Origin of the sequence: Ensifer sp. M14, from assembly GCF_003355565.1 — a bacterium.
GTDB lineage: Bacteria > Pseudomonadota > Alphaproteobacteria > Rhizobiales > Rhizobiaceae > Ensifer.
The window spans coordinates 4351449-4371923 of the sequence record NZ_QJNR01000004.1; the positions used below are offsets into that span (position 1 = coordinate 4351449).

A 20475-nucleotide genomic window follows, 5' to 3' on the forward strand; every position below is an offset into this window, starting at 1 on the left:
GCGGCGACCGCGGTGCCAGCGCCAATGGGCCGGCCAGCCGAGGTGGCCGCCCCTTCCTCCCGTATTGACAGGATGCGACCTCGTTGCGAGACCTGAGAGCACAACGTCCCCTCCAACTCGGGTCCCTGTGCTGATGCTCTTGTCCAAATCCGCCACGCCTGAACTGCCTGAGGATGTCATCCTTTCCGTGGAAGACCTCGAAGTCTCCTTTGCTGCCGGCACCAAGGCGCAGTTGCGCGCGGTGCGCGGCGTCTCGTTCCAAATCGCCCGCGGCGAGACGGTCGCGCTGGTTGGAGAATCCGGGTCCGGCAAGTCGGTGACGGCGATGACCATCATGCGGCTGACCGAGTATGACGGCGCGACCATCACCGGCGGACGGGTGCTGATGCGCCTCAAGGACGGCAAGGTCGCCGACCTCGCCAAGCTCTCCGACAAGCGTGTCGAAGCTCTTCGCGGCGCGGATATCTCGATCGTGTTCCAGGATCCGATGTCGAGCCTGAACCCGGTTTTCACCGTCGGCGACCAGATCGCCGAGGCGGTGATCCATCACCAGGACAAGACGCCGGAACAGGCGCGCCAGATCGCGCTCAACACCCTGAAACTGGTCCGCGTGCCCGACGCCGAGCGCCGGCTCGACCAGTATCCGCACCAGCTTTCCGGCGGCATGCGCCAGCGCGTGATGATCGCCATTGCCCTTGCCTGCCGCCCGTCGCTGATGATCCTCGATGAGCCGACGACCGCGCTCGACGTGACCATCCAGGCACAGATCCTCGATCTGGTCCGTGCCCTGCAGCACGAGATCGGCATGTCGGTGCTGTTCATCACCCATGACATGGGCGTGGTCGCCGAGGTCGCCGACCGGGTCTGCGTCATGCTCAAGGGCGAGATCGTCGAGGAAGGTTCGGTCTACGACATCTTCGCCCAGCCGAAACATGCCTATACCCAGGCCCTGATTTCCGCCGTGCCGCGCCTTGGCAGCATGGCCAACAAGGACGCGCCGGAGAAATTCCCCTTGCTGGTGTTCGAACCCGAGCATGCGCTCGCCGAGGTAACAGAATGAACGCGTCCGCCCCGGTGAAGGAAACCCGCCAGCCGCTCGTCTCGGTGCGTAACCTGGTGACCCGCTTCGATCTCAAGGCTGGGCTGTTCGGCCACGTCTCTGGCCGGGTACACGCGGTCGAGAACGTCTCTTTCGACATCTTTCCCGGCGAAACCCTGGCATTGGTCGGCGAATCCGGCTGCGGCAAGTCGACGGTCGCCCGCTCGATCATGCAGCTCGACCGGCCGCGCTCGGGCTCGATCCGCTTTGACGGCACCGAACTGATCGGAGCGCCGCGCGCGGTGCTCGCGCGGTTCCGCCGCGACGCCCAGATGGTTTTCCAGGATCCGTTCTCCTCGCTCAACCCGCGCATGACAATCGAGCAATCGCTGATGGACCCGATGCGGGTTCACAAGCTGGGCTCGACCGAAATGATGCGGGCCCGCGCCGCCGAGCTTCTGGCCAAGGTCGAGCTTTCGCCCGAGCACCTCGAGCGCTATCCGCATGCCTTTTCCGGCGGCCAGCGACAGCGCATCTGCATTGCCCGCGCGCTGGCACTCAGCCCCCGCCTGATCGTCGCCGACGAGGCCGTCGCCTCGCTCGACGTGACAATCCAGGCGCAAGTCATCAACCTCCTGATGGACCTGCAGCGCGAGATGCAGATCGCGCTGCTGTTCATCAGCCACGACATGGCCGTGGTCGAGCGCATCGCCCATCGTGTTGCCGTCATGTATCTCGGCGAGATCGTCGAAATCGGCGACCGCCGCTCGGTGTTCGGCAACCCGCAGCATCCCTATACCCGCAAACTCCTGTCGACCGTTCCGATCGCCGACCCGACACGCCGCCCGGAAGGGCGTCAGCCGATGTCCGACGAAATCCCGAGTGCCGTGCGCGCGCCGGACTTCGTGCCACGCGAACTGCCGATGCATCAGATCTCATCGACCCATTTCGTACGGCAGGTCGCAACGGGCTGACGAACCCGGCAATTCCCTCATCAAATCAGAGCACTCCAAAATGACGACTTCCAAAGTGACGGTGGCGGCCGCGACCGCGGCCGGCAACGCGCCCGCTGACATAGACAACGGTTCAACCGAGACGAAGGCATCGGGCTACTGGCGCCCGACGGCTGCGGAGCGGCCAACGCCTTATATCGAAGTCGATGAGGCGCGCCTTGTGCGCAACATAGAGGCCATGCAACGGCGCGCCGACGCCGCTGGCGTCTTGATGTTTCCCCACGTGAAGACCCACAAGAGCCTCTATATCGCGCGACAACAGCTGGCACGCGGCGCCCGCGGCATCACCGCATCCAAGCCGAGCGAGGCGCTGGTCTTTGCCGAAGCGGGCATTCCTTCGATCATCCTCGCCTACCCCATCGTCACGGCCCAGTCGCTCGACCGCCTGCTGCCCGTGGTGAAGGCGCGCGGCACGCAATTGCGCGCGATCGCGGCGAGCAAGCCGGGCGTCGACGCGCTATCGGAAGCTGCGGCGCAGCACGCCGTCGAGATCGGTGTCTTCCTCAAGGTCGATGTCGGCCTCGGCCGCGTCGGCATCAAGCCGAACGATCCGGCAGCACTCGAATTGTGTGCTCGGATTGCGGCGTCCGCTGGTCTGCACTTTGCCGGCCTGCTTTCCCATGCCGGTCATTCCTACGCGACCAACGGCCCGCAATCGCTCGCCAAGGTCGCCCACGATGAAGCCGCGGATCTCGCCGGGCTCGCCGGCCAGCTTCGGGAACGCGGCATCGCCGTCGACTGCCTTTCGGTCGGTGCGACGCCGACCTGCCTGGGGGCGCCGCTGCCAAACGAAGTCGACTGCATCCGGCCCGGAAACTACGTCTTTCTCGATGGCACGGCGCTCAGGCTCGGCATATGCACCGCCGACGATCTGGCGCTTTGCGTGGTTGCCCGCGTCGTTGCGTCCAATGACACCCACTTCATCCTCGATGCCGGCTCGAAATCCATGAGCTCCGATCGCGGGGCACACGGTATGGGCGGCGCCGGATTCGGCACGGTCGTCAGCGCCGAGGGCGATGGCGAAAAGGGTACCTGGACTTTAGAGCGACTATCCGAGGAACATGGCTTCGTTCCCTTCTCGGGCCGTCCCTTGGCACTGGGCAGCCGGGTGCGGGTCTTCCCCAACCACTCCTGTGCCTCGATCGCCAATTTCGACCATTTCGCGCTGCGTCACGCCAATGGCGAAGCGACCGTGCTGCCTGTCGATGCCCGCAGTTGCCAGACATAGTGAGGTTCGGGCACGGCGACTCGAACCGGGAGGTACTCGACAGACATGCCGCCCCGGCTCGCGGGAGCCGGCCTGTCGTCGACGCGGCAAGCTAGAGCCGTCGCCCCAGCGTGATCAGAAACATCGTCAGTAGGAAGCACAGCACTCCGAGAGACGATGGCAGCCCCTGAGGTCCGATCAGTTGCATCGCCAGTCCTGTCGCGGGAGAGCCCGCGATGCCGCCGATGCCCCATACGGCCGCGAAGGCCGCATTACCGGCAATCAGGGCCTGGCCGCTGAAACGCTCGCCGAGCCGGATCAGCGCCATGGTATAGATCCCGAACGAGACCCCGCCCCAGACGAAAACGAGCGGCCAGATGAACCATGAGGTGAAGACCCACGGTAGCAGCAGGCAGCCGAGCAGCGAAACGAGCGCGCAGAGCAGCATGGCCCGCGTCGAACCGAACGTCTCGGCTACGCGGCCGAGCAAGACTTGCAGCACGGCGTTGCCGGCGATGAAACAAGTGATGAGCGAAGCAACGCATTCCTCGGCACTGCCGAACGCGGCGCCATAGACCGCAAACAGGGAAAGCATGATCTGCTCGAAAGCGGCAGCGACGAAAACCGCAAACAAGAGCAGCGGTGCCAGCGCGAAGAAGCCGCCGACGGATGTTGCCTCGCCGTCATGCTGCATGTCAGGCAACCGCGGCACGACCGCAAGCACGATCAGGCCGCAGACAATAAAGGCCAGCATGCCGACCATGAAGGGTGGCCAACCCTGCGTCCCGACCAGACCGAGGGTCAAAGGGCCCATGGCGAAGCCGCCCGAAACGATCGAGGAATAGAGGCCCATGATACGCCCCCGGCTGGATGCGGGCGTGATCGACATCAGCCAGGTTTCGCTGATCACGTAAAGCGGATTGGCGAAGATGCCGAGCAGGAAGCGCAGGGGCATCCAGGCCCAGACGTTTTGTGCACAGGCAATCGCGAAGAGGGCCACCACCGCGAAAAGCGAGCACAGGATCGCGAGCCGCGCTCCGCCCACGCGCCGCGCCAGCGCCGGAAGGAAGGGCGCCGAGACGATGAAACCCAGCGGCGTCATCGCCGCCGACAAGCCGATCAGCCCGGGCGTCGTCCCCTGCCGCTCAAGGATGAAGCTGAGCAGCGGATAGGTCAGCCCCTGCGCCATTGCGAACACCGTGACGGTCGCGATGATGCCCGCCATCGCGGACCATGGGATCCGATCCTCTCGCGGTGTTGTCGGACGCCGCCGATGACGGCTCATCACCTCGGCAGGCGGAAACTGGCGATCCCTCGTCATTGCCGCATTCGCCTTACAACACTTGCCAGAAGGGTTTTGCGAGCTCTTCCTGGATCTGCCGCCTCGACAGGCCGACATCATCGATCAAATGCGGATCGTCCAGCAGTTTTCGCTCGATCTCCGAACGAAAACGGTCTCGCGCGCGCGATCTCGCGATCAGCCTTTGCAGCCCCCTCAAAATGAAGAGCCCGTGCGACCGGGCGGCAGGTTCCCCGCCCGTTTCGGGCTGTACTCCTGGGTACGTGGCTGGGTCAAGAGTGGGGACGTCAGTCATGGCAACCTCCATATGGGCTTGAGGGTCCGATGCCCCTCGATCCGAACGAGGCCGAATTCTGCAGCCAGCGCGCGGCGGCGTCATTAAGCGCGCCCAAAGAGTTCCAAAAACTTCCAAACCGGCTATAGATGCGCCGTATGCAGGGATCGCGGGTCGCCTTTGGTCCATTCGTGCTTGATCCGGGTGCGGGAACGCTCCTTCGGAACGGAGAGCCCATTGCCGTTGGCTACCGCGCCCTAAGGCTGCTTGCTGCACTCGTTGCACGTCCCGGCGAGGTCCTCGGAAAGGCCGAGTTGATGGACGCGGGCTGGCCGGGCATGGCCGTCGAAGAAGGCAACCTCACCGTCCAGATTTCGCAACTGCGCAAGCTGCTGGGTCCGACCGCCGGCGGCGGTGAATGGATCGCCACGATTGCGCGCGTCGGCTATCGCTTCACGGGGACCATCGATGAGCGCGGCGGCGTCATGCGAAAGCCTTTGCCCCTACCCGACAAACCATCGATAGCCGTGCTGCCTTTCGTCAATCTCAGCAAGGATCCCGAGCAGGAAAGCTTCGCGGACGGGTTGACCGAAGACCTGATCACGGACCTGTCGAGGATCTCCGGCCTGTTCGTCATCGCCCGCAACTCCTCCTTCGCATACAAGGGGAAGGTGATGGACGTGGACGGGATCGCCGACGACCTCGGCGTGCGCTACCTGCTGGAGGGCAGCGCAAGGCGGGCCGCAGGACGCGTGCGGATCAACGTCCAGCTGGTCGACGCGGCGAGTGGCGATCATCTATGGGCAGAGCGCTTCGACCGCGACCTGGAAGATATCTTTGCCGTTCAGGATGAGGTCACGGGCAAGATCGTGGAAGCGTTGCTCGGCCAGCTGCGCGCTTTGCCCGCGCGCAACCGGCCCAAAAACCTCGAGGCCTACGATCTCTGCGTGCGGGCGCGAAAACTGATGGATGATACACCGCAGGCAGCGCAGGAAGCGCATCTGATGCTCACCCGCGCGGTTTCGCTCGATCCGGATTATGCCGAAGCCCACCGCTGGCTTGCCATGAACCACTGGATGGGCTGGGTCCATTCCGACGGACCCACCGACGCTAGCCGTACCGTTGCTCTGGAACTGGCGCGCAAAGCTGTGGCGATTGATCCGAACGATGCCGGCTGTCGTTGGATCCTGGCTTACCTGCTTGCCTATGAGCGCACCTTCGCCGAGGCTGACCGGGAGTTCGCCAAGGCGATCGAACTCGACCCGAACGAGGCTGACACCTGGGCGGCATTATCAGACATCACCATCCTGGCCGGCCGGATCGAGGAAGGCCTCGAGCACATCGGCAAGGCTTTTCGGCTGAACCCATACCCGGCAAGCTGGTACTATCTGACGCTCGGGCAGGCGCAGTATGCGGCCGGCGAATATGAAGCGGCAGTCGGGACACTGCGCAGGGACGAGACTTTCCGGACAAGCTCACGCCGTTTCCTGGCCGCAAGTCTTGCCCAATTGGGCAGGCTCGACGAAGCGCGCGCGGAGGCCGAACTGTTCCTTGTCGGCAATCCGCATTTCACAACCCGCCACTGGGCCGCGACCGAGCCATTTCGCGACGCTGCGACGCTTGAGCATTTCGTCGATGGTTTCCGCAAGGCCGGGTTTCCGGAGTGACCCACCGGCGCGACCGGCCAACATGGGTCGCCCGTCGGTGATCCCCATCGCTTCATCCACGGCGCAAACACCCTGCGTGTCGTTGCTTTGCGACCGTCCGACGGCCGACATTCGCCTGGACGTTTCTGCAAGGTCATCCGCGTGAATTCCTTGGCCGCAACTTCTGGGAAACGGTTTCCCGATAAAACAACCGTCCTGGGACGGACCGGCGGATGACGTGCCTCCGGTGTTTGGAGAGGGCCAATGCACGAAGACAAAATCCGCCAGGCTCTGATCGAGCTTCTGTATCGAAATTCCTATGGCGTGGTTATCTCCAACATCGTCATTTCTCTCGCCGCCGTGTCCGTCCTTCGGCATGCGGTATCGGTGAGTTGGCTGGCAGGATGGGTCGGCGCGCTTTACCTGCTCATAATCTGCCGTGTCCTTGCCTCCCGTCGGTTCTTCAGCCGGGCAAGAGACCCCCGGTCCATCATGCGATGGGCCTGGCTTGCAGCAGCGTTCACCTGGATCTCCGGCCTGTTGTGGGGCACGCTCGGCTGGGTCGGGTTCCTTCCGGACGAGCCTATTGTGCTTTCCTTCACGGTCATCGTGCTGACTGGCCTCGTTTGCGGCACGGTCCCCTCTCTTTCCGCTTTTCCGCCCGCGCTCACTGGCTCGATCCTGGTCACTGTCCTGCCAATTGCCGTGCGCTGCATCCTCACCGACAGCGATATTTCCGGCGCTTTCCTGTTCCTGCTCGCCTCGCTCGTGGCAATCAATTTCTATTACTGCCGCATCACCTACCGGATGCTGCGTGAAACCGTCAGTCTGCGACTGGAAAACGAAAGCCTCGTCGGTAACTTGCAGGAGGAACGCGATCGGGCGCAGGCAGCCGATCGCGCCAAGACCCGCTTTCTGGCAGCCGCCAGTCACGATCTGCGCCAGCCGATCCATGCGTTGAGCCTGCTCGTCTCCACACTTGCGATTTTGGGGCAGCGCGGATCCGTCGCCTCCGGCGACGCCCGCGATCTGGCAACCAGGGCGAAATCCGCGGTCGGCAATCTCAGCGGATTGCTGAACGCGCTGCTCGACATCTCCCGGCTTGATGCCGGCATCGTCACCATTGCCAACGAGACGGTGTCGTTGCGCGAGCTTTTTCGCGATCTGCGCGACGAATTCACCGCGGAAGCAATCGGTCGTGGCTTGGAATTTCGGGTCGTCGACTGCGACCTTCTGGTCGACAGTGATCCCATGATGCTCCGGCGGATCCTGAACAACCTGCTGTCCAACGCCTTCCGCTACACGAAAACGGGCGGCATCCTGCTGGGTTGCCGCAGGCGCGGCAATTCGGTCGAAATCCAGGTCTGGGATACGGGCTGCGGCATCCCTGCCGATCAGCAGGCGATGGTTTTCGAGGAATTCGTACAATTGCAGAACCCGGCAAGGGACCGCACGCAGGGCCTGGGCCTGGGTCTTGCCATCGTTCGCCGCACCGCCGAGCTGCTGCAACACCCCTTGAGACTGGTTTCCGTTCCCGGGCGCGGTTCGATGTTCTCGATCACGGTTCCCAAAGCCCCCCCGATGAGGTCTCCGCTGCAACTCGTCCGGTCCGCGCCCACAGCGGGGATTGCAGCCGGCATCATGCTGGTGGAGGACGAAAAGGACGTCCTGGATGCCATGGTTGGGCTACTGACCCTGGAAGGGCATCGCGTCTATGCCGGCCGGTCGGTTGTCGATGTGCTGCGCACCCACGCGGAAGCCCTGAAGATCGGCGACGCGCCGGTCGATCTTGTCGTTGCCGACTACCGCCTCGAGCATGGCGCCAACGGTCTGGAAGCGATCGAAGGCCTTTGCTCCCACATCGGTCGTCGTGTTCCGGCCATCATCGTGACAGGCGACACCTCGCCATCCCGCCTCAAGGAAGTCAGCGCAAGCAGCGTTCGTATTCTGCACAAACCGGTCACCGGAGAGGAGCTGAGCGAAGCGATCCGTGCCGCCTTGAGCGAAGACGACGCTGTGGTCCCAACGCGAAAGCCCGCCGTGGGCACAACGGAGGGCCTGAGCCTTCGATAGCGTCAATACGCCGGGCGATGACGCGCCAGGCCCAGACCGGCCGTGTTTCTCATAGGCGCGGCGCGTCTCGACACGAAAAGGAAGATATCTTATCGCTTCTTCAGACGAGGAAGACGGAACGGGCGGAGCGACGATATGAACGCCGGAGCAAAGCGGAAATCGGTTCCGCCCAAGGCCGCACTCAGCGCGAAGCCGGCATCCATGGCGGCGAACTCCCCGACGTTCGAGCATATCGTTACCGACGTCAACGAGACGTTTCTCTGGCGTCTGGACGATTACCCCTGGGAGCGCAACGTCTGGAACTTCCATCCCGAGATCGAGATCCATCTGCTGCGGAAATCCACCGGCATGGCCTTCGTCGGCGACCATATCGGCGAGTTCTCGCCAGGCTACTTGACGGTCATCGGCAGCAACCTGCCGCATGACTGGGTTACGTCAACGGCGCCCGGGGAGATCATCGAGGGCCGCGATATCGTCATCCAGTTCCATCCGGATCGGATCCGGCAGATCACCGGCACCCTGCCCGAATTCGCGCAGCTCGATGTTTTTTTCACCCGGGCGGAGCGTGGCCTCGTGTTTCATGGCGAGGCTCGCGCCAGGGGTGGCGAATTGATCGAGCGGATGGGCACGGTGAAGGGGCTTTCGCGGCTTTCGCTGTTCGTTCAGCTTCTGGATCTGCTCGTCAACAGTGGGGAACACGAGGTGCTGTCCTCGCCCGAATTCGCGCCGAAACTGGACGCGGAATCGCTCGACGTGCTTCGTCGATCCCTCGCCTATATCTACGAGAACATCGCCACCGATATCCACCTTAACGACGTGGCGTCCGCGGCCGGCATGAGCGATACGGCCTTCTCGCGGTTCTTCAAGAAAAACACCGGCAACAGCTTTACCGACCACGTCAACAAGCTGAGGATCTGGCAGGCCTGCAAGCTGCTGGCAGAAGGCGAAATGCCGATAACCGACATCTGCTTTGAAGTCGGGTATCTCAACATCTCCAATTTCAACCGTACGTTCCTGCGCCACCACCGGATGACACCCTCGGCCTACCGCCGCCTCACGGGACAGCGCCGCACCTCGCGCAGCTGAGATTCTCACTGCTGCACGTATCCGCGAGCAATGAACCCATGCTCGAACGGTGGCGCGCGGAAGGCATATCCGGGCCATACTCCGCATTAAAGTACAGAACAGGCGCATCGCGGGCGCTAGTTCACGTCCCGATAGCGCCTATGATGACCGGCAGCGAAACGGTTCGCTATCAAAGAGACACGCACCCGATCTGAGGAGTTTCCGGCGCGTGTCGTTACGACCTTGGGGAGGTCCATCACATGAGAAAAGCCAGAACGCTCGTTTCGAGCATCGCCTTCGCATGCCTTCTTTCCAGCACGGTGTCGACCGTTGCACTTGCCGCCGAGTGCACCAGCACAATCAAGGTACTCGCCCAGCCACGTGACGGTCTCACATTGCTCGAGGACTATAAGGCCGAGTTCGAGAAGCTCAGCGGCGGCGCGTCGTTCGAGATCGACTACCTCAATGAAAACGATCGCCGGGCCAAAACCAAGGCCGACGCGTCGACGATCGGCAAGTACAATGTCTACTACATCGACGAAGCCAACGTCGCCTTGTTCGCCTCAGCCGGCTGGGTCGCACCGCTTCTGGACTACTATCCCGCGGACTACGACTACGCCGACTTCGATCCGGGTCGCCAGAAAGTCGCGACCTATGACGGCAAGGTCTGGTTTGCACCGATTACCGGCGGCGGCGACCTCATGGTCTACCGGAAAGACCTGCTCGAAGCGGCGGGCATAACGCCGCCGAAGACGCTTGATGAATACATCGCCGCGGTGAAGAAGCTCAACCAGCCCGACCAGGGCATCTACGGCACCGCCCTTCGCGGTCAGCGAGGCTCGGGCGCGAACGTCTGGCGCTGGATGCCCTTCTTCAAAGGTTTCGGCGGCAACTGGTTTGACGGCAAGACGCCGGTCTTTGCCGGCGAACAGGCGGTAAAGGCAACCGAAACCTATCTCGAACTCTTCAAATACTCCGCGCCCGGCAGCCAGACCGGCGGTTGGGACGAGGCCGTTGGCGCGTTCACGTCGGGCCAGGTGGCGATGCTGATCGAATCCACCCCGCTTGTCGGCATGGCAATCGATCCGAAATCGTCGAAGGTCGCCGGCAAGGTCGGCTATCTGCCGCCGCCGGCACCGCTGACGGGTGGTGGATACGGACATGGCCTGGCGATCGGTGCCAAGGCCAACAAGGACGAGGCATCCAAGGCCTGCGCCGGCCTGTTCATCGCCTGGGCGACATCCAAGGAAAACGAGAACCGGCGGCTGGAGGCCAATCAGTTCAGCGAACTCAATCGCACCAGCATCATGACCAGCAAGAAGTTCGCCGAACTCTACGGGCCGGATCTCGGTCAGGCGCTGGCCGATACCGGCAAGGTGACCGCCGTCAACTTCTGGCAGAACCCGCAATGGCCCGATCTCGGAGACCGCTGGGGCATCATCCTGGAGGAGCTGATCACCGGCACCCGCACCGACATCAAGGATGGCCTCGACGAACTCGACGGGTTCGCCAAGGAGCTCGTGGCCCGCAGCCAATAGGCGGGCAGCCCCGACTGATCGCTCCGGCAAGACGTCCTCTTGCCGGAGCTGGTTCAGCTCGCCGGAAGCTCGCTCGTCCCTTTCCGTAGGATGTCTATCCCATGAAACAGAAAAGCAGTTTGCCGGCGGTCTTCCTCACCCCGGCGATGATGATCCTGGCCGTGCTCGCATTCGTGCCGACTGTCTACGCGATCTATATTTCCTTGCAGAACCGCGAACTCAGCCGCCCCGTCGGCGACTTCGTCGGGCTCGCCAACTACATCGATCTCTTCTCCGACCGCCGCTTCATCAACGCCATCGGCGTGTCATTGACATGGGAGGCTGTGACGGTCGGCATGACGCTGATCGTTGCCGTCGGCCTCGGCATATTGCTGTTCGAATGTGCCTCACCGCGCATGCGAAGCATGCTGGCCTTGCTCTTTCTCATGCCGGTGATCCTGCCGCGCGTCTCGGCGGCTTTCGTCTGGAAGTTTGCATTCCATCCGCTCTACGGCATCGCCACCTACCCCTACAAGGCGATCACCGGCCAGCCGCTCGACCTGTTGTCCAACCCGGCAACGGCACTTGCGACCGTGGCGCTGGTCGACGTCTGGCAATGGGGCCTGTTCTTCTCGGTCATCGTGCTCAAGCTTCTGGAGACCTTGCCGCCGCAACCGTTTGAGGCGGCCCGTCTCGATCATGCCCGCACCTGGGAGATCTACACCCACATCGCCATCCCCATGCTGAAGGCGCCGCTGATTTCGCTCGCTTTCGTCAAGATGATCGAGTCGCTGCGCGCCTTCGACCTGATCTACGTCATGACGCGTGGCGGACCCGGCATCACGACGGAAACGCTCGACATGTACGCCTTCTCGCAAGGGTTCATCGAGTCCGGACGGATTTCCTACGCGTCGAGCATGGCGGTGTTGATGATGATTGCCACCTCGATCGCCTTTACCTTCATCTGGAAGAGGGTCCAGTGATGACCGCGCACAAGCTCGGCCGCCTGATCGGCCGCACCTTTCTCCTCCTGGCAGCGTTCTCCGCCGTCTTCCCCGTCTTCTGGACCTTGCTCAATGCCTTCAAGAACCGGGTCGATATCGTCACTCCGACACCGCTGTTCATCTTCACGCCGACGCTCGACAACTTCGCCTATGTGCTTGGCCGCGACAGCGTCTTTGCCGGACTGATCAACTCGCTGATCATCTCGGGGACCTCCGTTCTGATCGGTGCGCTTCTGGGGCTTCCTGCCGCTTATGCGATTGCGCGTTATCCAAATCGCTGGTCCGGCGATATCCAGTTCTTCGTGCTTTCGCTGCGCTTCCTGCCGCCGGTGGCGATCGCCATCCCGCTGATGGTCATCTGGCTCGATTTCGGCCTCTACGACACGCGCCTGTCGATGATCGTCACCTACACGCTGCTGACGCTCGCAACCGTCATCTGGCTCAGTGTGCCGGCCTTCGCGAGGGTGCCGAAAGAGGTCGAGGAGGCGGCGCGTGTCGATGGCTACGGCCCCTATGCGATCTTCTTTCTGATCGCGCTGCCGATCGCGCTGAGATCGCTGATTGGCGCCGTTGCTTTCGCCTTCGTGCTGGTCTGGAACGAGTTCCTGATCGCTCTGATGCTGACGACGTCCGATGCCAAGACCTTGCCGATCGTCGCCTCGGAACTGACACAGCTCGGCCGCGACGTGCCCTGGGGCATTCTCAATGCCTCCGTCGTTCTTCTCTCGATACCACCGCTGCTCTTCATCGGAGTGCTCAGCGGCATGCTCAACAGCGCCTTCAAGCGCAAGACATCATGACAACAAGGAAAGCATTCATGGAAGCGTTGGTCCTCGAGCAGAAGGGCGTCCTGTCGCTGAGGGAGATCGATCTCCCCCTCGAACTCGGCCCGGATGACGTCAAGATCGCCATTCATACCGTCGGCGTCTGCGGCAGCGACGTGCACTACTACACCCATGGCGCGATCGGCCCCTATGTCGTGCGCGAGCCGATGGTGCTCGGACATGAGGCTGCGGGAACCGTCATCGAAATCGGCAGCAATGTCGGCGATCTGCAGGTCGGCGACCGGGTCTGCATGGAGCCGGGCGTGCCAGACCTGTCGTCCCGCGCCTCGAAACTCGGTCTCTACAATGTCGATCCGAAGGTGCGCTTCTGGGCGACTCCGCCGATCCACGGCGTGCTGACGCCTGAGGTCGTGCACCCGGCCGCCTTCACGTATCGGCTGCCCGAGAATGTCTCTTTTGCCGAAGGCGCCATGGTCGAGCCCTTTGCCATCGGCATGCAGGCGGCCGCCCGAGCCCGCATCGCGCCGGGCGACGTGGCCGCAGTCATCGGCTGCGGGCCGATCGGCATCATGGTCGCACTCGCCGCCCTCGCAGGCGGATGCAGCCGCGTCTTCATCTCCGACTTCAGCGCCGAGAAACTTGCGATCGCCGGGCAATACCCCGGGATTACGCCGGTCAACATCGCCGAGCGGTCTTTTGCCGGAACGATCGCTGCGGAAACCGGTGGCTGGGGTGCGGACGTCGTCTTCGAGGCAAGCGGTAGTGCCAAGGCATTTGCCGGCATCTTCGAGCTGGTCCGACCCGGCGGAGCCCTCGTTCTCGTCGGCCTGCCAGTTGAGCCGGTCACCTTCGATGTACCGGGCGCGATCTCGAAGGAGGTCAGGATCGAGACCGTGTTTCGCTACGCCAACATCTTCGATCGCGCGCTGCAGCTGATTGCGTCGGGGAAGGTGGACCTCAAGCCGCTGATTACCGAGACGTTCCGCTTCAAGGACAGCATCAGCGCGTTCGAGCGGGCCGCCGCTGCGCGTCCGTCCGACGTCAAGCTTCAGATTCTCATCGGCCGCGGGGAGGAATAGGTCATGGCGAACATCGTCTGCTCAAATGTCGACAAGCAATATGGTGCTGTCAACGTCATCAAGGACTTCAACCTCGACGTGGCTGACCATGAGTTCATCGTCTTTCTCGGCCCGTCGGGCTGCGGCAAGTCCACGCTTCTCAGGATGATCGCAGGGCTTGAGGACATCTCCGGTGGAAAGGTGACGATCGGCGGAAAGACCGTCAACGATCTGCCGCCGCGCGACCGCGGTGTGGCGATGGTGTTCCAGAACTACGCGCTTTATCCGCACATGACGATCTACGACAACATCGCCTTCGGGCTGAAGCGGATGAAGGTGCCAAAGCTGGAGATCGACCAGCGCATTCGCGCGGTTGCTGCGACGCTCGGTCTTGATCCCTATTTGCAACGCAAGCCGACCGAGCTTTCCGGCGGTCAGCAACAGCGCGTGGCGATTGCCCGCGCCATGATCAAGACGCCACGGGTGTTTCTCTTCGACGAGCCGCTTTCCAATCTCGATGCGAAGCTTCGCAACCACATGCGGGTCGAGATCGCACGGCTGCATCAGAAGCTGAAGACGACGACGATCTACGTCACCCACGACCAGCTGGAAGCAATGACGCTCGCCGACCGGATCGTGCTGATGAAAGGCGGCGCAATCGAGCAGGTCGGAACGCCGGCCGAGATCTACGACCGACCGAGAACGCTGTTCGTTGCGGGCTTCATCGGCACACCAAACATGAACTTCATCGACGTGTCCGCAGACAAGGTGGAAGACGGATGGACGCTGCGCAGTGCCGGTGCGGATTTCCGTGTTTCCGGCAAAAGGTTTGCGCTGGCACCGGGCCAGAAGGTCGTTCTCGGCTTTCGCCCCGCTGACCTGCAGATGCAAGAACCGTCGGCAGCCCGCACAAACGTCGTAGCCGGCATCGCCGATCTCGTCGAATTTCATGGCAACGACGCACTGGTGACATTTGTCTTTGCCGGTTGCGAAATCGGTGCGCTCGTCAAGGCCAATGGCTGCCCGAAGCCGGGTGATCCCGTTTCGTTTGCCCTCGAGGAGGGCAGCATCCATCTGTTCGATCAAGCAACGGGACTGTCGCTTTTGAAGATGTGACCGATAGGGCGCCGGTCCGTCAGCGGTGTTTTTGTGCCGGGCGACTGCATCTATTCGGTCGAACCATCATGCTCGCCGCAGCGCTGTCCGAGATGGACGATAGTCCGGGACTGTCGTAGACTGCCGGTCGGCTGTGGCGACGGTCCCTTGGGGAGCGAACGAATGCCTATCTTCATGGACCGGCACGATCTTGCAGGCGCTTCGGCCGAGGATGTCGCCGAAGCGCACCTTAAAGATCTCAGCATACAGGACCAGTATGGCGTCAAATTCCTGACTTACTGGTTTGACCACAGGCGCGGAACGACGTTCTGCCTCATCGATGCGCCGGATGCGGAAACCGCGCAATGCGTGCACCGGGAGGCGCACGGGTTCATCGCGGGAGAAGTCGTGGAGGTAGCCCTGTCTGCCGTCGAGGCATTTCTCGGACGAATACAGGATCCAGAGGCGGCGGGTGCGATCTCGAAAGACATGGACCCCGGCCACCGGGCAATCCTTTTCACCGACATCGTTGGATCCACCGAAATGACATCGCGTCTCGGCGATCTCATGGCCACCGAACTCATCAGAGCGCATGACGCCCTCGTACGTGGTTGCCTGGGACGGCTATCCGGTCGCGAGGTCAAGCATACCGGGGACGGAATAATGGCGGCTTTCTCCTCCGCAGCGTCTGCAGTCGACTGCGCAATTGAAATCCAACGCCAGTTCCATCGCTACAACGCAGGCAATGCCGAGCCGATCCACATCCGCATAGGACTGGATTGTGGCGAACCTGTCGAAGACAGCAACGATCTCTTCGGCACCACGGTGCAGCTGGCAGCAAGGCTTTGCGCGACCGCTCATAGCGATCAAATCCTGATATCGGAAAACATATACCAGGAGTATGGCAAGGCCGAAGTCTTCACTCATGGCGGTCGCCACAAACTGAAAGGGTTCACAAAGCCGGTCATGGCCTACCGGTGCGAATGGCTGGGTTAGCTGCCGCCCGCCCCCACCCGTGAGGTGATCAGGCACGCAAATCTCGCAAGCGCTGCCGCGATTGGTCGGTCGTTTCGCCGAAGCGGATCTGGCATGCGATGCGCCCTTGTCATGGCAAGCCCGGACCGGGCTCGTTCAGTCTCGCCGAGAGGGCTGCGATCCGCCGGCCGCTGCGCCTCGTGCACGATACCCTGCTTGAAGGACTCGCCCCTGCTTCCGCCTCGGCCGGAAAGAAACGTCGGCGGTTGCATCGACCATCGACCCGGACGACGAGAGATCGGATCGGCAGGGTTTCGGACGGGGAGCGGGACACCAAGGCGGTCAATCTCACTATTCGTCGCCGCAATACCCGGGACGACATCGGCCAGGATGCCGCAGTTGCGCAACCGGACGATCTCTTCGCCGGTGCGTTCGCAGGTCATCGGGTCGCCGGACGTCAGGCGGACGACGCGCTTGCCGGCGCGCGCCAGCGACACCATCGTGTCGTTGACGTCTTCCTGCCCATGGCGCGTGCGGCCGCTGCGTTTATCGACGGGAAGGCGGTGAGCCTCGCGCCGCGCAAGTTCGAGCACCTCATCGGAAATGCCGCCGTCGAAAAGGATAATATCGGCCGCCTGCAGGGCACGCACCGCCTTCAGCGTCAGATGCTCCGCTTCGCCTGGGCCGGCGCCGACGAGCGTGACGCGGCCGGTGTCGGTCCGGTTCGCCGAGAGGCGATCCATTTCCGTCACCAGCCGCATCTCGACACCCTCCTCCGGTGTCTCCTGAAAGGCCCGATCGACAAAACGTTCCCAGAAGGCGCGCCGCGCGGCCCCCGGCTTCAGCCGCGCATTGACCGTTTCGCGGAGCGCCTGGGCCAGAGAGGCCCAATCCTTCAAAGCCGGCGGCAGCAGCGTCTCGATGCGCCTGCGGATCGCCTGGGCGAGGATCGGCGCCGCACCGTCCGTCGAGATCGAGACGACGACCGGGGAACGATTGACGATCGATCCGAACTGGAACTGGCAGTAAGCCGGCTTGTCGATGACATTGGCAGGAACGCCCGCATCCCGCGCGGCCTGACAAAACGCCTGCGCCTCCTCCTCCGTTTCGCAGTCGGCAATCGCGAGCGCCGCACCGGTGAGCGCCTCGGGCGTCCAGGCCTCGTTATGATGCACGAAGCTGCCCTGCGGGTGCGGGGCTTGCCCCGCCATCAGGCGCGCACAGACCTCTCCCAGATCCTCGATCGGCGCATAGACGTGAACCTCCGCGCCGCAAGCCGCCAACAGTTCGGCCTTCCAGGCGGCAGCGTCGGATCCCCCAACAACCGTGACACGGCAGCCCTCGAGCGCAAAGAACACCGGCAGCTTTGCCAGAGGCATCATGCGCGGCCGCTCGGCGCGCAAGGGTTTTTCATTCCGCGGCAGCAGCAAGGCATCCATCGACGATCCCCCTGATCTCGGCGCGGCAGGAGCCGCAATTGGTTCCGGCATTGAGTGTCTGACCGACAGCTTCGACCGTACGGCAGTCGTTGCGCACGGCGGCGACGATCTGGTTGACGCCGACATTGAAGCAGGAGCAGACGGTTGCTCCGGGATCGGGCGTGTCCGCGCCCGGCCGGCCGGCCACGAGCGCGAAGCGCAGGCGCAGATCTCCATGCGAAATGCTGAGCTGCTCGACCGCCCAGTTGCGGGCAACGGCGACGGGCTCCGGCGCGAGATAAAGTGCCAGCAGAAGCCGGTCGCCATCGAAAAAGGCAAGCCGGCGATTGCCGGACAGTCCGTCGGAATAGCCGATAGGCTCTATATCGTCTGGCAGTTCGAAGATGCGCCGGCACCAGGCGACCCAATCTTCGGGCGCCTGCTCCACGGCCATCTCCAACCGCCACCCGTTTTTTGCCTTTGCCAGCGCCCAATAGGTGCAATCGAGCCCTTGAGGCTTTCCGACACTCACCGCAAAACCATAGGCGGAGGCGGAAAAACGCCGAGCCGAAACAGCAACGTTCTTGGAGGCGGGCTGGCCCGAAACGGGATCGGTGATCGGCGGCACCAAGGCGTCGATGCGCGCCTTGGCCGCGAACTGATCGCTCCAATGCATGGGCACGAACAGGTTGCCCCGCGCCTGGCGTTCGGTAATCAGCGCCCGAACGATCGCCGCGCCATAGGGGCTTTCCAACACTACGAGATCGGCGGGCGACAGACCCAGTTCCATCGCGTCCCGCGGATGGATCTCGACGAAGGGTTCGCCGATATGGGCCGAAAGCCGCGGACTTTTTCCCGTCCGGGTCATCGTGTGCCAGTGGTCGCGCACGCGGCCGGTGTTGAGAGTGAAGGGGAAGGCAGCGCTGAGATGATCGGCGACACCGCTTGCGGCCGCGATGAAGCGCGCGCGACCATCCGGATGGTAGAAGCCGCCGTCGGCGAAGAAGCGCGTCGTCGCGCTTTCCGTGCCGCGCGGCTGCGGCCATTGGAATGGCGTCAACGCATCATAGCCGGCAGTATCGATCGAGGCATGGGCGCCGATATCGAAATCGCGCCGCCCGTTGTTTTCGAAGCCGGACAGGCCGGCATGTTCGGCAAAGATTTCGGACGGCGATGCGTAGGCAAACGCGCCCGAAAAACCCATGCGGTGCCCGACCTCGGCCAGTTGCCACCAGTCGGCACGCGCCTCGCCGGGAGATGGCAGGAAGCCGCGCTGGCGGGAAATGCGGCGCTCGGAGTTCGTCACCGTTCCGTCTTTCTCGCCCCAGCCGAGCGAGGGCAGAAGCACATGGGCGTGACGCGTGGTATCGGTCAGTTTCAGGACATCGGAGACGACGACGAAAGGACAGGCCTTGAGCGCCGCCTCAACCGCATCGGCATCCGGCATGGAGACAACGGGATTGGTCGCCATGATCCAGATTGCCTTGATGCGCCCGTCGGCAACAGCGCGAAACATGTCGACGGCCTTGAGTCCCGGTTTCGACGCCAACGCGGGTGCGCCCCAGAAACGCCTGACCTGATCGCGATCTCCAGCCTTCTCGATATCCATGTGTGCCGCGAGCATGTTGGCAAGACCGCCAACCTCGCGGCCGCCCATGGCATTGGGCTGGCCGGTCAGCGAGAACGGCCCCATGCCGGGCCGGCCGATGCGGCCGGTCGCCAGATGGCAGTTGATGACGGCATTGACCTTGTCGGTCCCGGCCACCGACTGGTTGACCCCCTGGCTGTAGCAGGTGACGACCTTCTCCGTCGCTTCGAACAGCCGGAAGAAGGCCGCTATTTCCGATCTGGCGAGCCCGGTCGCCTCGACGAGTTGGGTCTCGTCGAGCGTACCTGCCGCCGACAAAGCTTCGGCGAAGCCGCTGGTGTGGGCGGCGATGTAATCCTGATCGACGGCCCGGCTTGTGGCCAGATGCGCGAACAAACCATTGAACAGCGCGACATCGCCGTCCGGCCGGATCGCCAAATGCAGATCGGCAATGTCGGCAGTCATCGTGCGGCGCGGATCGATGACGACGACCCGCATTTGCGGCCGTGCGGCCTTGGCGGCGACCAGGCGCTGATAGAGGACCGGATGGCACCAGGCGAGGTTGGAGCCGGTCAGGACCACGAGATCGGCCAGCCCCAGATCCTCGTAGCAGCCAGGCACCGTGTCCGCCCCGAAGGCACGGCGATGGCCGGCAACCGACGACGACATGCAGAGGCGCGAGTTGGTGTCGATGTTGCCCGAGCCGATGAAGCCCTTCATCAGCTTGTTGGCGACATAGTAGTCTTCCGTCAGCAATTGCCCGGAGACGTAGAAGGCAACCGAATCCGGCCCATGCTCGGCAATCGTCCGTGAAAAGCGCTCGGCAACGCGGTCGAGCGCCTCATCCCACTCCACCGGCCTGCCATCGATCTCGGGGTAGAGCAGCCGATCATGGAGATCGAGTGTTTCGGCAAGCGCCGAGCCCTTGGAGCAGAGCCTGCCGAAGTTGGCGGGATGATCAGGATCACCTTTCACGCCGACATTGCCGTCATCGCCAACCGTCGCGATCACGCCGCAGCCGACACCGCAATAGGGACAGGTGGTTTTGACTTCGGTTGCCATTCGACTACTCCGCCGCGATCATCAGGCTTTCGAGCGCGATGAAGAGTGCACCGCCGTCGTTGCGCACGGGGATCGTGCGCACAGCCCCCTCGTCTGCACCAAGCGCCTTGCCGGTTTCGAGTGAAATCACCCAGTTGTGCAACGGGCAGGTGACGGCCGTGCCGTGCACGATACCCTGCGACAGCGGCCCGCCCTTGTGCGGGCAATGATCCTCGATGGCGAAAACCTCGTTGTCGGCCGTGCGGAAGACGGCGATCTTGCCTTGTGGAGTACGCACGCAGCGTGCGCCCCTCAACGGAATGTCGGAAATGTCGCCGATCGAATGCCAGTTTTCTGTTGGCCAGTTCATGTCCATC

At 63.0% G+C, this 20475-nt stretch carries 17 protein-coding genes; 12 read left to right on the forward strand and 5 right to left on the reverse strand.

Going from position 1 to position 20475, the window contains the following annotated elements; all coding sequences use genetic code 11:
- Positions 1–133 precede the first annotated feature (133 nt).
- Genes BLJAPNOD_RS21080 through BLJAPNOD_RS21090 form a run of 3 tightly spaced genes read left to right on the forward strand, consistent with a single transcriptional unit; the run spans position 134 to position 3280 of the window.
- Positions 134–1060, forward strand: a complete 927-nt coding sequence (locus tag BLJAPNOD_RS21080) for an ABC transporter ATP-binding protein (RefSeq protein ID WP_077504653.1) — start codon at positions 134–136, stop codon at positions 1058–1060.
- Positions 1057–2013, forward strand: coding sequence for an ATP-binding cassette domain-containing protein (locus tag BLJAPNOD_RS21085; protein ID WP_077504652.1), 957 nt, complete (start codon positions 1057–1059; stop codon positions 2011–2013). Before BLJAPNOD_RS21080 ends, BLJAPNOD_RS21085 begins: the two co-directional genes overlap by 4 nt.
- 40 nt (positions 2014–2053) lie before the next feature.
- Entirely contained in the window at positions 2054–3280 is a 1227-nt protein-coding gene (locus tag BLJAPNOD_RS21090) for an alanine racemase (protein ID WP_115421035.1), read from the forward strand.
- A 91-nt stretch (positions 3281–3371) separates the two neighbouring features.
- On the opposite strand, the gene BLJAPNOD_RS21095 is transcribed toward BLJAPNOD_RS21090, so the two are convergent.
- Together BLJAPNOD_RS21095 and BLJAPNOD_RS36040 are read right to left on the reverse strand one after the other, a co-directional pair.
- Positions 3372–4544, reverse strand: coding sequence for an MFS transporter (locus BLJAPNOD_RS21095; RefSeq protein WP_244611031.1), 1173 nt, complete (start codon positions 4542–4544; stop codon positions 3372–3374).
- A gap of 49 nt (positions 4545–4593) precedes the next feature.
- Positions 4594–4854: a DUF1127 domain-containing protein gene (locus tag BLJAPNOD_RS36040; protein ID WP_244610990.1), complete on the reverse strand. Its 261-nt coding sequence runs from the start codon at positions 4852–4854 to the stop codon at positions 4594–4596.
- Positions 4855–4991: 137 nt separating this feature from the next.
- Between BLJAPNOD_RS36040 and BLJAPNOD_RS21105 the strand changes: the two genes are divergently transcribed.
- The 9 genes from BLJAPNOD_RS21105 (at position 4992) to BLJAPNOD_RS21145 (ending at position 16072) form a co-directional block, all read left to right on the forward strand.
- On the forward strand, positions 4992–6500 hold the full coding sequence (locus BLJAPNOD_RS21105; RefSeq protein WP_115421037.1) for a winged helix-turn-helix domain-containing tetratricopeptide repeat protein: 1509 nt from the start codon (positions 4992–4994) through the stop codon (positions 6498–6500).
- Positions 6501–6743: 243 nt separating this feature from the next.
- The gene (locus tag BLJAPNOD_RS21110; protein ID WP_115421038.1) at positions 6744–8552 is read left to right on the forward strand and encodes a hybrid sensor histidine kinase/response regulator; all 1809 of its coding nucleotides are present in this window, start codon (positions 6744–6746) and stop codon (positions 8550–8552) included.
- A 135-nt stretch (positions 8553–8687) separates the two neighbouring features.
- A complete protein-coding gene (locus BLJAPNOD_RS21115; RefSeq protein WP_343215813.1) occupies positions 8688–9638 on the forward strand; it encodes an AraC family transcriptional regulator in 951 nt (316 codons plus the stop codon).
- A 239-nt stretch (positions 9639–9877) separates the two neighbouring features.
- A complete protein-coding gene (locus BLJAPNOD_RS21120) occupies positions 9878–11155 on the forward strand; it encodes a sugar ABC transporter substrate-binding protein (protein WP_115421039.1) in 1278 nt (425 codons plus the stop codon).
- A 101-nt stretch (positions 11156–11256) separates the two neighbouring features.
- Positions 11257–12117 (forward strand): sugar ABC transporter permease, encoded by an 861-nt coding sequence (locus tag BLJAPNOD_RS21125; RefSeq protein WP_115421040.1) that lies wholly within the window; start codon positions 11257–11259, stop codon positions 12115–12117.
- On the forward strand, positions 12117–12938 hold the full coding sequence (locus BLJAPNOD_RS21130) for a carbohydrate ABC transporter permease (RefSeq protein WP_115421041.1): 822 nt from the start codon (positions 12117–12119) through the stop codon (positions 12936–12938). The genes BLJAPNOD_RS21125 and BLJAPNOD_RS21130 overlap by 1 nt, the downstream gene beginning before the upstream one ends.
- Before the next feature lie 17 nt (positions 12939–12955).
- Complete coding sequence (locus BLJAPNOD_RS21135) at positions 12956–14002, forward strand: NAD(P)-dependent alcohol dehydrogenase (RefSeq protein ID WP_115421042.1); 1047 nt, start codon at positions 12956–12958, stop codon at positions 14000–14002.
- 3 nt (positions 14003–14005) lie between these two features.
- On the forward strand, positions 14006–15097 hold the full coding sequence (gene ugpC, locus BLJAPNOD_RS21140; RefSeq protein ID WP_115421043.1) for a sn-glycerol-3-phosphate ABC transporter ATP-binding protein UgpC: 1092 nt from the start codon (positions 14006–14008) through the stop codon (positions 15095–15097).
- A gap of 162 nt (positions 15098–15259) precedes the next feature.
- Complete coding sequence (locus BLJAPNOD_RS21145) at positions 15260–16072, forward strand: nickel-binding protein (RefSeq protein WP_115421044.1); 813 nt, start codon at positions 15260–15262, stop codon at positions 16070–16072.
- Here the strand turns inward: BLJAPNOD_RS21145 and BLJAPNOD_RS21150 are convergent.
- From BLJAPNOD_RS21150 to nirD, 3 genes are read right to left on the reverse strand one after another with little or no spacing between them, the layout of a single operon-like run.
- Complete coding sequence (locus BLJAPNOD_RS21150; protein WP_115421045.1) at positions 16069–17490, reverse strand: SAM-dependent methyltransferase; 1422 nt, start codon at positions 17488–17490, stop codon at positions 16069–16071. The genes BLJAPNOD_RS21145 and BLJAPNOD_RS21150 overlap by 4 nt on opposite strands.
- The gene (locus tag BLJAPNOD_RS21155; RefSeq protein ID WP_115421046.1) at positions 17462–20119 is read right to left on the reverse strand and encodes a nitrate reductase; all 2658 of its coding nucleotides are present in this window, start codon (positions 20117–20119) and stop codon (positions 17462–17464) included. The genes BLJAPNOD_RS21150 and BLJAPNOD_RS21155 overlap by 29 nt, the downstream gene beginning before the upstream one ends.
- A 4-nt stretch (positions 20120–20123) precedes the next feature.
- Positions 20124–20474 carry a nitrite reductase small subunit NirD gene (gene nirD / locus BLJAPNOD_RS21160; RefSeq protein ID WP_115421047.1) on the reverse strand — a complete coding sequence of 117 codons (351 nt, stop codon included), beginning with the start codon at positions 20472–20474 and terminating at the stop codon, positions 20124–20126.
- Position 20475: the final 1 nt, after the last annotated feature.

What these genes read in the sequence shown, in the direction of transcription:
- BLJAPNOD_RS21080 (WP_077504653.1), top strand. Translation starts at nt 134, where the DNA reads ATGCTCTTGTCCAAATCCGCCACGCCTGAACTGCCTGAGGATGTCATC.
- BLJAPNOD_RS21085 (WP_077504652.1), top strand. Translation starts at nt 1,057, where the DNA reads ATGAACGCGTCCGCCCCGGTGAAGGAAACCCGCCAGCCGCTCGTCTCG.
- BLJAPNOD_RS21090 (WP_115421035.1), top strand. Translation starts at nt 2,054, where the DNA reads ATGACGACTTCCAAAGTGACGGTGGCGGCCGCGACCGCGGCCGGCAAC.
- BLJAPNOD_RS21095 (WP_244611031.1), bottom strand. Translation starts at nt 4,544, where the DNA reads ATGAGCCGTCATCGGCGGCGTCCGACAACACCGCGAGAGGATCGGATC.
- BLJAPNOD_RS36040 (WP_244610990.1), bottom strand. Translation starts at nt 4,854, where the DNA reads ATGACTGACGTCCCCACTCTTGACCCAGCCACGTACCCAGGAGTACAG.
- BLJAPNOD_RS21105 (WP_115421037.1), top strand. Translation starts at nt 4,992, where the DNA reads ATGCAGGGATCGCGGGTCGCCTTTGGTCCATTCGTGCTTGATCCGGGT.
- BLJAPNOD_RS21110 (WP_115421038.1), top strand. Translation starts at nt 6,744, where the DNA reads ATGCACGAAGACAAAATCCGCCAGGCTCTGATCGAGCTTCTGTATCGA.
- BLJAPNOD_RS21115 (WP_343215813.1), top strand. Translation starts at nt 8,688, where the DNA reads ATGAACGCCGGAGCAAAGCGGAAATCGGTTCCGCCCAAGGCCGCACTC.
- BLJAPNOD_RS21120 (WP_115421039.1), top strand. Translation starts at nt 9,878, where the DNA reads ATGAGAAAAGCCAGAACGCTCGTTTCGAGCATCGCCTTCGCATGCCTT.
- BLJAPNOD_RS21125 (WP_115421040.1), top strand. Translation starts at nt 11,257, where the DNA reads ATGAAACAGAAAAGCAGTTTGCCGGCGGTCTTCCTCACCCCGGCGATG.
- BLJAPNOD_RS21130 (WP_115421041.1), top strand. Translation starts at nt 12,117, where the DNA reads ATGACCGCGCACAAGCTCGGCCGCCTGATCGGCCGCACCTTTCTCCTC.
- BLJAPNOD_RS21135 (WP_115421042.1), top strand. Translation starts at nt 12,956, where the DNA reads ATGGAAGCGTTGGTCCTCGAGCAGAAGGGCGTCCTGTCGCTGAGGGAG.
- ugpC (WP_115421043.1), top strand. Translation starts at nt 14,006, where the DNA reads ATGGCGAACATCGTCTGCTCAAATGTCGACAAGCAATATGGTGCTGTC.
- BLJAPNOD_RS21145 (WP_115421044.1), top strand. Translation starts at nt 15,260, where the DNA reads ATGCCTATCTTCATGGACCGGCACGATCTTGCAGGCGCTTCGGCCGAG.
- BLJAPNOD_RS21150 (WP_115421045.1), bottom strand. Translation starts at nt 17,490, where the DNA reads ATGGATGCCTTGCTGCTGCCGCGGAATGAAAAACCCTTGCGCGCCGAG.
- BLJAPNOD_RS21155 (WP_115421046.1), bottom strand. Translation starts at nt 20,119, where the DNA reads ATGGCAACCGAAGTCAAAACCACCTGTCCCTATTGCGGTGTCGGCTGC.
- nirD (WP_115421047.1), bottom strand. Translation starts at nt 20,474, where the DNA reads ATGGACATGAACTGGCCAACAGAAAACTGGCATTCGATCGGCGACATT.